Origin of the sequence: Tepidibacter hydrothermalis (assembly GCF_029542625.1) — a bacterium.
In the GTDB taxonomy this organism is placed as follows: Bacteria; Bacillota; Clostridia; order Peptostreptococcales; family Peptostreptococcaceae; genus Tepidibacter_A; species Tepidibacter_A hydrothermalis.
In genome coordinates this window covers 2,573,561-2,587,616 of sequence record NZ_CP120733.1, presented here as the reverse complement: position 1 = coordinate 2,587,616, position 14,056 = coordinate 2,573,561, and the positions used below count along the sequence as shown (strand labels likewise).

The 14,056-nt window shown below is 30.3% G+C and carries 12 protein-coding genes; all 12 read left to right on the top strand.

Annotation, left to right across the window (positions count from 1 at the left end; translation table 11 throughout):
- Positions 1–94 precede the first annotated feature (94 nt).
- The 12 genes from P4S50_RS12260 (at position 95) to P4S50_RS12205 (ending at position 14,005) form a co-directional block, all read left to right on the top strand.
- Positions 95–2,266 carry a stage V sporulation protein D gene (locus P4S50_RS12260; RefSeq protein WP_277731078.1) on the top strand — a complete coding sequence of 724 codons (2,172 nt, stop codon included), beginning with the start codon at positions 95–97 and terminating at the stop codon, positions 2,264–2,266.
- Positions 2,267–2,505: 239 nt separating this feature from the next.
- On the top strand, positions 2,506–3,960 hold the full coding sequence (locus P4S50_RS12255) for a UDP-N-acetylmuramoyl-L-alanyl-D-glutamate--2,6-diaminopimelate ligase (protein WP_277731077.1): 1,455 nt from the start codon (positions 2,506–2,508) through the stop codon (positions 3,958–3,960).
- Between the two features lie 3 nt (positions 3,961–3,963).
- Positions 3,964–5,349 carry a UDP-N-acetylmuramoyl-tripeptide--D-alanyl-D-alanine ligase gene (locus P4S50_RS12250; RefSeq protein ID WP_277731076.1) on the top strand — a complete coding sequence of 462 codons (1,386 nt, stop codon included), beginning with the start codon at positions 3,964–3,966 and terminating at the stop codon, positions 5,347–5,349.
- A 42-nt stretch (positions 5,350–5,391) separates the two neighbouring features.
- Positions 5,392–6,354 (top strand): phospho-N-acetylmuramoyl-pentapeptide-transferase, encoded by a 963-nt coding sequence (mraY, locus tag P4S50_RS12245; RefSeq protein ID WP_277731075.1) that lies wholly within the window; start codon positions 5,392–5,394, stop codon positions 6,352–6,354.
- 23 nt (positions 6,355–6,377) lie between these two features.
- The gene (gene murD, locus P4S50_RS12240) at positions 6,378–7,727 is read left to right on the top strand and encodes a UDP-N-acetylmuramoyl-L-alanine--D-glutamate ligase (protein ID WP_277731074.1); all 1,350 of its coding nucleotides are present in this window, start codon (positions 6,378–6,380) and stop codon (positions 7,725–7,727) included.
- A 20-nt stretch (positions 7,728–7,747) separates the two neighbouring features.
- The gene (gene ftsW / locus P4S50_RS12235) at positions 7,748–8,857 is read left to right on the top strand and encodes a putative lipid II flippase FtsW (protein ID WP_277731073.1); all 1,110 of its coding nucleotides are present in this window, start codon (positions 7,748–7,750) and stop codon (positions 8,855–8,857) included.
- Between the two features lie 4 nt (positions 8,858–8,861).
- The gene (gene murG, locus P4S50_RS12230) at positions 8,862–9,956 is read left to right on the top strand and encodes an undecaprenyldiphospho-muramoylpentapeptide beta-N-acetylglucosaminyltransferase (protein ID WP_277731072.1); all 1,095 of its coding nucleotides are present in this window, start codon (positions 8,862–8,864) and stop codon (positions 9,954–9,956) included.
- A 78-nt stretch (positions 9,957–10,034) separates the two neighbouring features.
- Positions 10,035–11,294, top strand: coding sequence for a UDP-N-acetylglucosamine 1-carboxyvinyltransferase (gene murA / locus P4S50_RS12225; protein WP_416390125.1), 1,260 nt, complete (start codon positions 10,035–10,037; stop codon positions 11,292–11,294).
- Between the two features lie 178 nt (positions 11,295–11,472).
- A complete protein-coding gene (locus tag P4S50_RS12220) occupies positions 11,473–12,195 on the top strand; it encodes a cell division protein FtsQ/DivIB (protein ID WP_277731070.1) in 723 nt (240 codons plus the stop codon).
- A 13-nt stretch (positions 12,196–12,208) separates the two neighbouring features.
- Positions 12,209–12,928, top strand: coding sequence for a DUF881 domain-containing protein (locus tag P4S50_RS12215; RefSeq protein WP_277731069.1), 720 nt, complete (start codon positions 12,209–12,211; stop codon positions 12,926–12,928).
- A 2-nt stretch (positions 12,929–12,930) separates the two neighbouring features.
- Complete coding sequence (locus tag P4S50_RS12210; RefSeq protein ID WP_277731068.1) at positions 12,931–13,650, top strand: DUF881 domain-containing protein; 720 nt, start codon at positions 12,931–12,933, stop codon at positions 13,648–13,650.
- A 1-nt stretch (position 13,651) separates the two neighbouring features.
- The gene (locus P4S50_RS12205) at positions 13,652–14,005 is read left to right on the top strand and encodes a small basic family protein (protein ID WP_277731067.1); all 354 of its coding nucleotides are present in this window, start codon (positions 13,652–13,654) and stop codon (positions 14,003–14,005) included.
- Positions 14,006–14,056 lie beyond the last annotated feature (51 nt).

The following is a 14,056-nucleotide window of genomic DNA, read 5'->3' as shown; positions in this document are numbered from 1 at the left end:
CGTAATACGCATATCTTTTTTTTATTATGAATAATAATTATAATGAAAAGTATGATTTTAATATAGGTGGGGTAATGCGAAGGGGGATAGGTCTTTGTCTAGATTTGGGGTTAAGACTAAAAAGAGGCTGGTATTCATATTGATAATAGTATCATTGATATTTTCATTATTAATAGCTAGAATAGGATATTTATTATTAGTAAAAGGAGATTGGCTAAAAGAAAAAGCAATAGCACAACAAACAAGAGATATACCTATAGAACCCAAAAGGGGAACTATATATGACAGAAAAGGAAAAGAACTTGCAGTTAGTATAACTAAGAGCACTGTATGGGCTAAGCCTTCAGAAATAAAGGATAAAAAAATAGTAGCTAAAGAACTATCTATGATACTTGAAGAAGAAGAAGATGAAATATATAAAAAAATCAGTAAGAAAGTAGCTCTTGTAAAGGTTAAAAGATGGATAGAGGATGACAAGGCGTCTCAAATAAGAAAGCTGAAAATGAAAGGTATATGGATAGCAGAAGACAATAAAAGATATTATCCATATGGAAATTTTGCAGCTCATATATTGGGGCATGTATCCTCTGATAATGAAGGTGTATCTGGACTTGAGCTTAGACACAATAAGGAATTAAAAGGTTTTTCGGGGAGATTAGTTATAAGTACAGATGCATCTGGTAGAGAAATTCCAAGGGGGAGTGAAAAATATCATGAACCCAAAGATGGATCTGGAATGGTTCTTACAGTAGATGAAACTATACAACATTATGCTGAAAAAGCAGCAGACAAAGCTCTTATTATAAATAAGGCTAAAAGAGTACATGTAATAGTTATGCAGCCAAAGACTGGCGATATACTAGCTATGGTATCAAAGCCTGATTATGATCCTAATAATTATAGGACTCCTATATATAAAAGTTTTGAAGAAGAATTAAATAAATACAGTGAAAAGGATAAGATAAAAGGCTGGTTTAAAATGTGGAGAAATCCAATAGTTAATGATACATATGAACCAGGTTCTACATTCAAGCTTATAACATCGGCAGCTGGACTTGAAGAAGGGGTTGTAACTCCTGAGGATGAGTTTTATGATAAAGGATTTATTATGGTAGGAGGAAGAAGAATAAAATGCTGGAGACATTATAGACCTCATGGTCACGAAACATTTACTGAAGCTGTTCAAAACTCATGCAACCCTGTGTTTGTAGAGGTTGGTCAAAGATTAGGAGTTAAAAACTTATATAAATATATAAAGGCATTTGGTCTTACTAGTAAAACTGGAATAGATCTTCCTGGAGAAGAGAATGGTCTTATGTACAATGAGAAAAATGTAGGACCAGTAGAACTTGCTACAATATCTTTTGGGCAAAGTATATCTGTTACTCCTATACAACTTATAACAGCTATAAGCTGTATAGCCAATGATGGGAAACTTATGAAGCCTAGAATAGTTAAGGAATTTATAGATAACAAAGGAAATGTTGTGAAAAGTATAGAGCCTGAGATGGTCAGAAGGGTAATTTCCCAGGAAACATCAAGAACATTAAGAGGTATAATGGAATCTGTTGTTGCAGAGGGTTCGGGTAAAAAAGCTTATATAGAAGGATATCATGTTGGAGGTAAAACTGGAACTGCACAAAAGGTTATAGATGGAAGGTATGCTAAGGGAAGATATATTACATCGTTTGTTGGAATAGCTCCTGCGTCAAAGCCTGAAGTAGCAGTGATTGCTATAGTGGATGAGCCTAATGGAGATACGCAGTTTGGTAGTACTACTGCAGGACCTATAATAAAAGAGGTAATTTATAATACTTTAAAGTATCTAGAAATAAAACCAGATTATACAGAAGAAGAAAAAATTGATTTTGTAAAAAAAGAAATAAGTGTCCCAGAAGTTAGAAATATAAAACTCAAAGATGCAGGAAAAATTTTAGAAGAAAAGAATTTTAAATTTACAGTGGAGCCTAATATATATGCAACTGGAGAAGAAAAGGTTATAGATGTATTTCCAAAGCCTGGAGTTAAGGTGTTTGAAGAATCTAATATAATCCTTTATACTAAGCCAAATAATAAAGGGAATGAGAATATAATAAAGGTAGTAGTTCCTGACTTAACTGGAAAAACAGTAAAGGAATGTGATGATATTTTAAAAAAATTAGGATTAAAATTGAAACCAATAGGTTCAGGTCTTGCTGTGTCGCAAGATAAACAACCGAATACAGAATTGAATGTAAATTCTATAATTACTGTTGAGTTCAAATAAACTATTAAAAAAAGATAAAGTGTTATATAATTAAAAAGGCAATGTATTTTTGTATGCATTGTCTTTTCTAATGATTTTTACTTTGTGGTAAATTATACCATTTTCGTTTTGCGAATAACTTATTAAAAAAGTTGCACTTGCAACATTTTTGACCAACGGAGTGCGTCAGGACTCGTTGGCGACATGAGTCACCGCGTTAGCGAGTAGACGAATTTTTTATTTTGAAAGGGGCACTAAATATGTTGTTGAACGATTTGATAAAGGATTTAGATATTATCGATATTAAAGGGAGTGTTGAGATAAATATAGATGATATAAACTACGATTCGAGGAAATTAAAAGAAAATAGTTTATTTATTTGTATTAAAGGATTTAGTTTGAATGGACATAAATTCATATCTAATGCTATTGAAAAAGGAAGTGTAGCTTTTTTGGTAGAAGAAGATATTTACATAAAAGGGTATACATTTATAAAAGTTGAAGATACGAGAAAAGCAATGGCTAAAATAGCTTCTAATTTTTATAATAACCCGACTAAAAAGTTGAACTTAATAGGTGTTACAGGAACGAATGGAAAGACAACTATAACTCACCTTATAAAAGAAGTTTTAGAATATAATAATCAAAAAACAGGTCTTATAGGAACTATAAAGAATGTAATAGGGAATGAGGAAATAGCCTCTTCAAGAACTACGCCAGAGAGTGTAGAACTACAGGGATATTTTAGGGAAATGCTTGATAAAAATATAAATGATTGTGCTATGGAGGTCTCATCACACTCGTTAGAGCTTAAAAGAGTTGATGAATGTGAGTTTAAGTTTGGTATATTTACAAATTTAACTGAAGAGCACCTTGATTTTCATACAGACTTAGATGAATACAGAAGAGCAAAAGAAAAGTTATTTCACAAAACAACTCGCGGAAACATTATAAATTTAGATGATGATGGTGGTAAAAAAATATATGAGTCTATAAAAAACTTAAAAACACCTATAATAACGTATGCTATAGAAGCAGAAGCAGATATTATGGCAAAAGATATAAAAATATATTCAAGTGGAATTGAATATAAATTAATAACACCAAAATATCAAATGAATATAAAAACACCTATACCAGGAAGATTTTCTGTATACAATTCATTAGCAGTGATAGCTTTATGTTATTTAATGGATATACCAAAAGAAACTATAGCTGAAAGCTTACAAAATACAAATGGTGTATCTGGAAGATTTGAAAGCATTGATACAGAAGAAGGATTTAGTGTAATAATAGATTATGCACACACACCAGATGCACTTGAAAATGTGTTAAAAACTGCTAAAGAGTTTGTAAAGGGAAATATAATAACAGTATTTGGTTGTGGTGGAGATAGAGATAAGACAAAGAGACCTTTGATGGGAAAAATAAGTCAGCAGTATTCGGATTATACAATTATAACAAGTGATAACCCGAGAACAGAAATTCCAGGTGATATAGTAAAAGATATTTTGATTGGAGTAGATACAAATAGTTCAAATTATGAAGTTATATTAGATAGAAAAGAAGCTATACATAATGCAGTAGATAAGGCTGAAGATGGAGATGTTGTAATTATAGCTGGTAAGGGTCATGAAAATTATCAGATTATAGGTAAAGATAAGATACATTTTGATGATAAAGAAGTTGTCAAAGAAATATTAGGAAAGGAGTAGAATATGAAGGCGATAAATATAAGTGAAATAATTGATAACACAAAAGGGAAGCTTATACAGGGAAATAAAGAGGCTTTAATAAAAAGTATAAGCATAAATAGTAAAAGTGTAGATGAAGAAGGTTTATTTATACCTTTGATCGGAGAAAAATTTGATGCACATGATTTTGTGAATGATGCATATAAAAATGGATGTAAAACTTTTTTAAAAGATAAAAACCATGATTTTAATTTTAATAGTGAAGATATAAATATTATAGAAGTTGAGGATACGACTAAGGCATTAGGGGATATAGCTAGACTGTATAAAGAAAAATTTTTGATAAATTATGTAGCCGTTACAGGAAGTACAGGTAAAACTACTACTAAAGACATGATATATAGCGTGTTATCTAGTGAATACAACACATTAAAAACAGAGGGAAACTTCAATAATCATATAGGACTTCCTTTGACTATATTTAAGCTTAAAGATGAGCATCAATGTGCTATACTTGAAATGGGAATGTCTTCCTTTGGTGAAATAGAATATCTATCAAACATAGTAAATCATAAAATAGCTGTAATATCTAATATAGGTCTTTCGCATATAGAAAATCTTGGATCACAGGAAGGAATATTAAAGGCAAAGCTTGAGATAACTAAAAACTTTACTAAAGACAATACTCTTATAATAAATGCAGATGATGAGCACTTGAAAACTTTAAAAAATAAAGAATTAAACTACAAATTAAAAACATTTGGATTTGAGAAAGACAATGATCTATATTGTGTTGAATACAAAATGAATGAAACAGGGATAGATTTTGAATGTATCGTTCATAATCAAAAAGAAGAGTTTTTTATTCCAGCAAGAGGGAAACACAATATATATAATGCCATGGCAGCTATTTTGACAGGAATAGAGCTAGGACTCAATATAAATCAAATAAAAAAAGGACTTTTAAATTTTAGAAATGGAAAAATGAGACTTGATATATTAAAGACAGACACTTTTGAAATAATAAATGATGCTTATAATGCAAGTCCGGATTCTATGAAGGCAGCTCTTGATATACTTGGTGAATATAAGCAAAATAGAAAAATATCTATACTTGGAGATATGCTTGAGATGGGAGAATATGCAGAAAGTGGTCATGAATTAGTAGGCGAATATGCAGTTGGAAATTCTGATTTAATAATAACTGTTGGAAAAGATTCCAAGCATATAGGCAATGGTGCTATGAAAAAAGGATTTGATCAAAAAAATACTATACACTTCAATAGCAATGAACAGGTTATAGATTATCTTAAAAATATATTAGAAAAAGATGATGTCGTCTTAATAAAAGGTTCAAGAGGGATGAGAATGGAAGAAATAGTTAATTTTTTAAATGATTATAAAATTTAACTATTAAAAAACAAAGCTTAAAACGTGAGAGGAGTTTAGAAAATGGTCGATATACAACATATGATAATGACTATAGTAGTTTCGTTTGTAATAACTTTAATATTAGGACCGATATTTATACCTATGTTACAGAGATTGAAATTTGGTCAAACAGTAAGAGATGAGGGACCTAAAAGTCATTTGGTGAAAAATGGAACGCCTACAATGGGTGGAATAATAATGATAATAGCTATACTTATAACTTGTATAACAACAGCTAGAGTAAATAAGGATATGATATTTGCTTTAATATCTATAATAGGATTTGGACTTATAGGATTTATAGATGATTACATAAAGGTAGTTCTTAAAAGATCGTTAGGACTTAGAGCCTATCAAAAGCTAATAGGTCAATTTACACTTGCTATCATACTTGCAATATATCAATCAAAAACTTCAATACTTGGAACACAAGTAATAGTTCCATTTTTAAATCAAAATATAGATTTAGGATTTTTATATGTACCATTTATAGTGTTTGTAACAGTGGCTACAGTGAATAGTGTAAACTTAACAGATGGACTTGACGGATTAGCATCAGGCGTTACGCTTATAGTTGGAGCATTCTTTGCTATGATAGCTCTTCAATGTGGAAATACAGGTATAGCTATAGTTTCATCAGCTTTAGTTGGAGCTTGTTTAGGATTTTTAAAGTTTAATGCACATCCTGCTAAGGTATTTATGGGAGATACGGGTTCTATGGCTCTAGGAGGGGCAGTTGCAGCTGCGGCTATACTTATGAACCTATCACTTATAATTCCGATTGTAGGGGGCATATACTTTGCAGAATCACTATCTGTAATAATTCAGGTGACATCTTTTAAGCTTACAGGAAAGAGAGTATTTAAGATGAGTCCGCTTCATCATCACTTTGAATTAGAAGGATGGCATGAAACAAAAGTAGTTATGGTATTTTGGACTGTAAGTATAATACTTAGTATTATAGGCTTCATATCTTTAGCTTAGACATGATTAAGGGGGAGTTTAATATGGACTTAAATAGTAAAAATGTATTATTAGTTGGGCTTGCTAGAACAGGAATATCTACAATCAAAAAGCTTTATGAAAAAGGTGCAAAGGTTACAGTAAATGATATAAAAAATGAAGAAAAACTAAAAGATATATTAGATGATTTAAAAGAATACGATATCAAATATGTGTTAGGAAAGCATATAGAAGATATAAATAATATAGATCTAACTATAGTATCTCCAGGGGTTCCTCTAGATCTTGATTTTATAAAAAAAATAAAATCAGCGAATATAGAAGTAATAGGGGAGGTAGAACTATCATATAGATTATCTAAAAGTTTTTTTATAGGTATTACAGGAACTAATGGAAAGACTACTACTACTACACTTGTTGGAGAAATATTTAAAAGTGCAAACAAGGATACTTATATAGTTGGAAATATTGGAAACCCTGTAATTGATACAGTAGATAATACAGACGAAGATTCTGTGCTTGTTACAGAGCTTAGTAGTTTTCAACTTGAGAGCATAAAAGAATTTAGACCAAGGATAAGTGCAATACTTAACATAACACCGGATCATTTAAATAGACACAAAACTATGCAAAATTATATAGATGCAAAATGTAGAATTTTTGAAAATCAAAATGAAAATGATTTTACTGTTTTAAACTACGATTGTGAGACTACTAGGGATCTGGCAAAAAAATGTAAAAGTAAAATCGTATACTTTAGTAGAAAAGAAATCTTAAATGAAGGTGTATATGTTAAAGATGATATTATAACAATAAATTTAAACGATAAAGAAATTAAGCTTATGAGTATAAACGAAATAAGTATACCTGGAAGTCACAATTTAGAAAATGCTTTGGCAGCCGTAAGTATAGCAGCTGTATATGGACTTGACATGGATGTTGTTAAGCAGGTTTTAAAGACATTTGGTGGAGTTGAGCACAGACTTGAATTTGTAAGACAAATAAACGATGTTAAGTTTGTAAATGATTCAAAAGGAACTAATCCTGATGCATCTATTAAAGCTTTAAGTTCATATGAGAATCCTATTGTATTGATAGCTGGTGGGCTTGACAAAAAAAGTGATTTTACAGAGTTTACAAAACTTTTTAATGAAAAAGTTAAACATGTAATTCTTTTAGGAGAAACATCGGATATAATAAAAGAAAGTGCTATCAAACAAGGATTTAACAACTGTCATAAAGTTGAAAATATGGAAGAAGCGGTTCAAAAAGCATATAAATTAGCTTCTCCGAATGATGTTGTTTTATTATCTCCTGCTTGTGCTAGTTGGGATATGTATGAGAGTTATGAAGTTAGAGGAAATCATTTTAAAAATGAAGTATTTAACCTTTAAGCTATTAAGGAGGTTTTTAAATGGCTAAAAAAAGAGAAAAATATTTTGACCCTTATGTATTTTATACTACGTTGTTACTAGTCATAATAGGTATTGTAATGGTATTTAGCTCAAGTTATGTTCAAGCTAAATTCAAACAAAATGATGCATACTACTTTTTAAAGAGAAATATGATATATTCAATATTAGGATTTTGTATGATGATATTTGTATCTAAGATTAACTACAAGAGACTTGAAAAGTTTATACCTATGATAGGAACCATTACTGTAATATTATTAGTTGCAGTACTTACTCCACTGGGAAAGTCATTTAATGGAGCTAGACGTTGGCTTGGAGTGGGGGGACTTACTATAATGCCATCTGAGATAGCTAAATTTGCTTCCATAATAATAGTATCAAAGGTAATAGACAACAAAAAAGATAAAATGAATAACCTTATACAGGGGATAATACCTCCTCTTATGATATCAGTTGTATTCTTTGCTCTTATAGTCCTTCAGCCTGATTTATCTACTGGAGGAACTATAATAATGACGACATCTGTGATGTTATTTGTAGCTGGTATGGATTTAAAATATGTATACACTATGATAGGTGGAGGATTTGTTTTGCTAGGTGGACTTATAGCGGTGGCACCTTATAGACTTAAAAGATTTACATCATTTTTAGATCCATTTAAAGACCCATTAGGAGATGGATATCAGGTTATTCAATCATTATATGCACTGGGTTCAGGAGGATTATTTGGTCTAGGTCTTGGAAGAAGTAGACAGAAGTTTTTCTATATACCTGAGCCTCAAAATGATTTTATATTTGCTATAATAGGAGAAGAACTGGGTTATGCAGGATGTATATTCATATTGTTGTTGTTTTTATTTTTAATATATAGATGTATAAGAATAGCTATTAACTGTCCTGATACTTTTTCTTGTATGCTAGTTACGGGAATTACAGCTCAAATAGGAATACAGGTTATGATAAATATAGCTGTTGCAACATCTTCAATGCCTGTTACAGGTATGCCACTTCCTTTTATAAGTTATGGAGGAAGTTCTCTTATAATATTCATGGCCGCTATGGGAATTGTATTAAATATATCAAGACATGTTAAGTTAGACAGGAGTTGATTGAATGAAAGTTTTAATTTCAGGTGGAGGAACAGGAGGTCATGTTTATCCAGCTATAGCAATAGCAAATAAATTAAAAGATGAAATTGAAGATGTAGAAATTTTATTTGTTGGAACAAAAAATGGAATAGAAAGTGAAATAGTTCCAAAAGCAGGCTATGAACTTAAGACTATAACTGTTCAAGGGTTTAGAAGAAAAATAAGTGTAGATAATTTGAAAAGAGTTGTTAAGTTATTTAAAGGTCTAGAACAATCAAGAAGAATAGTAAAAAAGTTTAAGCCTGACATTGTAATAGGAACAGGTGGATATGTTTGTGGACCTGTAGTTTTAAATGCAAGTCTTAATAAAATACCAACTATAATACATGAACAAAATGCATTCCCAGGTGTAACAAATAAAATTTTATCTAAAGTTGTAAGTAAAATTTTGATAAGCTTTGAGGATGCTAAAAAATATTTTAAAGATAAAGATAATGTAGTTCTTACTGGAAATCCGGTTAGAAAAGAAATTTTAATAAGTGATAAATTTTCCTCAAGAAAAAAGCTTGGAATAAATGAAGATAAGAGAATGATTTTATGTGTAGGTGGAAGTGGTGGAGCTACAAAACTAAATGATTCTATGAAAAAAATAATTCCAAAACTTGTAAAAGAGGATATACAGTTTATACATGTAACAGGAAAAACGCACTATGACAAATTTATAGAATCATTAGAAGTGCAAAACTTCAGAGGATGTCAAAAGGTGGTTCCATATCTTGACGATATGGCAAGTGCTTTATCTGCTTGTGATCTTGTAATATGTAGTGCTGGAGCGATAACACTTGCAGAGGTTACGGCATTATCAAAGCCTTCCATAGTTATTCCAAAGGCTTATACGGCAGAAAATCATCAAGAATTTAATGCTAAAAGTATAGAAAAAAAAGGGGCTGGAATAGCTATACTAGAAAAACAATTGACTTATAAAAAATTAGAAGACACGATATTTAAGATACTTGGAGATAGAGAAAAACTAGCTCAAATGGGCAAAAACAGTGGAGAAATAGGGAATTCTAAAGCTATTGATAATATATATACAGAAATTATAGACGTCTTAAAGTAACATAAAACCTTGCTAATACATAAAATTATATATTATAAAGACAAATTTAAAATATATCAATTTAACTTTTAGTAGGGGGTGGCCCTTTTGGCAAAATATATAGTCCAAGGTGGAAATAAATTAGAAGGTGAAATTAGATTAAAAGGTGCAAAAAATTCAGTATTACCCATAATAGCAGCAACTATATTGAATGAAGGGGAGAGTGTAATACACAATGTCCCTAATATATCAGATGTTAAAGTAATGATTGATATATTAAAATATATAGGTTGCTATGTTAAAATGGAGGGAGATACATTAACTATTGATACTAAAAATGTGAACTCATCTGAAATTCCAGAGAGCTTTGTTAGAAAGATGAGATCGTCTATAATATTTTTAGGAGCTATGGTTAGTAGGTTTGGCCATACTAAAATTAGTTATCCAGGTGGATGTGAAATAGGTCCAAGACCGATTGATCTACACTTAAAGTCGTTATCTCAAATGGGAGTCAATATTGAAGAAACACATGGATATATAAAGTGTAATAAACAACACAATAAGGCTTGTGAAATAAATCTAGATTTTCCCAGTGTTGGAGCTACTGAAAATGTTATGCTAGCTGCTGTAAAAACTAATGGTGTAACAAAGATATATAATTGTGCAAAAGAACCTGAAATAACAGACCTTGCAAATTTTTTAAACTCTATGGGAGCTGATATAAAAGGAGCAGGAAATAGTTGTATAGAAATACATGGTGTCAACAAATTGCATGATGTTGAGCATAGAATAATACCTGATAGAATTGCTATAGGAACTTATTTGGTAGCAGGGGCTATAACAAATGGAAGAATAATCATAGATGACATAATACCGAGTCATATTAACAGTATTGTTTCAAAGCTTAGAGAAACTGGATGTGAGATTGAGTATATAAACAATAAGGTTCAATTGATTGCACCTAAAACTATACATTCTATAGATGTTATAAAAACTTTACCTCATCCTGGATTTCCAACGGATATGCAGGCTCAAATGATGGCTTTAATGACGTTGGCAAATGGAGCATGCATAATAAATGAAAATATATTTGAAAATAGATTCAAGCACTGTGAAGAACTTATTAGAATGGGAGCTAATATCAATGTTAATGGGAAATTAGCTGTAATAAGAGGCGTTGATAAACTAATGGGAGCAAAGGTTGAATCTTTTGATTTAAGAGGAGGTGCAGCTCTTGTTCTAGCAGGTCTTGCTGCAGATGAATATACGGAAATAGACAGTATACACCATATTGATAGAGGATACGAGGATATGGAAAAGGTGTTGACTAGTCTAGGAGCTAATATTATTAGGGCTTAGACTTAAGCCCTTTTTTATAACGAATAGGAAATTATATTATTTTTTGTTTTATGGATAACTTATTGAAAAGGCTAAATTTGCAAGTATTTTTGAGCAACGGAGCCTGTAAGGATCGTTGGCGACATGAGTCACCGCGTTAGCGAGTAGACGAATTTTTTTAGAGGGGGGGACAAGTTCTATGAAAAAGAAATATAAAATAATTACTTTTATAATGATTTTGATTATATGTGTATTTGGATATATGGTTATAGAAACAGATTATTTTACTTTAAAAAAATTAAGTGTTGTTGGACAAGTTAAACTTAGCAGACAAGATATATTAATTAGTGGTAAAATAGAGTCTGGGAAGAATATATATAAATACAGCTCTAAGGAAATAAGAAAAAATTTACTCAAAAATCCATATATAGAAGATGCTAATGTAAAAATAAAACTTCCCGATAAAATAATTATAGACTTAAAAGAAAGGGTAGCTATGTGTGCTATACCTTATATGGGTTCTTATGCTCTTATAAATGAAGAAGGTATAGTTTTAAAGGTTGAAGATGATTTGAAAAACGTAGATGTTCCCTTAATTGGAGGAATAAATCTTCAAAAATTGAAAATAGGTCAAAATGTAGATTTAAAAGATGATGAGTTACTAAATAAAATATTAGATTTGCTAAACGCTTGTAATAATGCTAAAATTCTAAGTAATATATCTCAAATAAATATAGATAATAGTAAGAATATAGATTTATACACAATAAATGGAATAAGAGTTCTTCTTGGAAAAGGAGAAGACTTGCATTACAAGATGATAGAGTTGAACAAAATTCTAATAGATTTGTATACTAAAAATATAAAAGCTGGGATAGTAGATATGAGGTATGACTCATATCCTGTATATAGACCTGAATAGGTGGTGGGTTATTTTGAAGAAAAATAGTTTGTCATTGTTAATATTGAGTTTTTTATTAGGGATGCTAATTATAATTGAATTTAAAACTGTAGATAAGACTACCGGTGGTGTAGTATCCTCACAAAAAGCAAATCAGTTATCAATTGAACTGAAAAGTTTGACAGATAGAAAAAAAGCATTGGAAAAAGAGGTACAAGCATTTGATGAGAGAATACAGGAATATAAGGATTCTGAAGCTGAAAAAAATGTTCTTGTAAAAAACTTGAAAGAAGATACTAAAAAATATGAGACTTTGGCTGGATATTATGATGTTAAAGGCCCTGGTGTTATAATAACTATGAAAAAAGCACAGGGAGAAACTGATGAAACAAAATTGCTTTACAATTACGATCAGATACTTACTATAATAAACAAGCTCAATGCAGCTGGTGCAGAAGCTATATCTATAAATGGAGAAAGATATGTATCAAGCACAGAAATGCATTTGTCTGGAGACAAGGTAATGGTAAATGGAAACCCTATAATGACTCCATTTGAAATTAAATGCATAGGGAATTCTGATATATTAGAATCAGCTTTGAATATGAGGTTTGGTACAATTTATCATCTTAGGAAAGACTGGAACTTAGATGTTGATGTGAAAAAGGAAGATAATATAGAAATATCTAGATATAATAAGACTATAGAGTTTAAATATGCTAAGCCTGTAGAAGCTAATGTGAAGGTGAAATGATTATGGGTATTATAAAGATAAAACGAAAATCTATGATAATTGTAAACTTCATAATAGGCATAATAATAGCTATAAACATTAAAAATCTAAGTGGTAATCAAACTTTTGTTACATTGAAAACAATAAAAGAGGTTGAAAATCAAATAGAGATAGAAAGAGTTGAGGTTGAAAATTTAAATAAATTAATACTTGATAAAAAGTCTAATATAGCAAAGTATGAACTTGAAATTGAGGATACAGGTTCTATAAAAAATATAATAGAAAAAGAATTAGATGATGTTAAGTTGATAGCTGGATTTGAAGATGTAGTTGGAGAAGGTGTAGTAGTTAAAATAAGTGACAGTAAAAGAGAAATGGAAGACTGGGAATTTATAAGAGATTTCATAATACATGATAATGATGTAATACCTGTTATAAATGATCTTAAAATGGCTGGAGCAGAAGCTATATCTATAAATGGAGAAAGACTTACTACATTTTCTGAAATAAAGTGTGCAGGTCCTACTATAACAGTTAATGGAAATACATATGGGCAGCCATTTGTTATAAAGGCGATAGGAAATAAGAAATTTTTGAAATCTGCGATGGAAGCTCCGGATTCTCAAATAAATTTAAAAAAATATCTTTATGACATTGGATTTGAGGTAGAAGAAAAAGATGAAATAATAATACGTAAATATAATGGTCAATTTAAATTTGAATATATAAAAGAAGGTGATTAATTTGATTTTATCTTTGATAGGACTTGCACTAGGAATAATTATTGGATATTATATACCTGTGACTTATCCTGATAGCTATTCTTTGTACATATCAGTAGGATTATTAGCGGCAATGGACTCTGTATTTGGAGCTATAAGAGCAACTCTTGAAGGTAAATACAATGGAATTATATTTGTAACTGGATTTTTTGGAAATGCAATTTTGGCTGGAATATTAGCTTATATAGGAGATAGATTAGGATTTCCTCTGTATTATGCAAGTATATTTGTTTTTGGAGGAAGATTATTTCAAAACTTTGCTATTATCAGAAGGCATGCTTTTGACAAATTGATTAATAAAAAAAGAGGAAATTAATATTTTCTGTTGAATACCTTAATTATTAATAAAAATTTTAAAAAGATATGA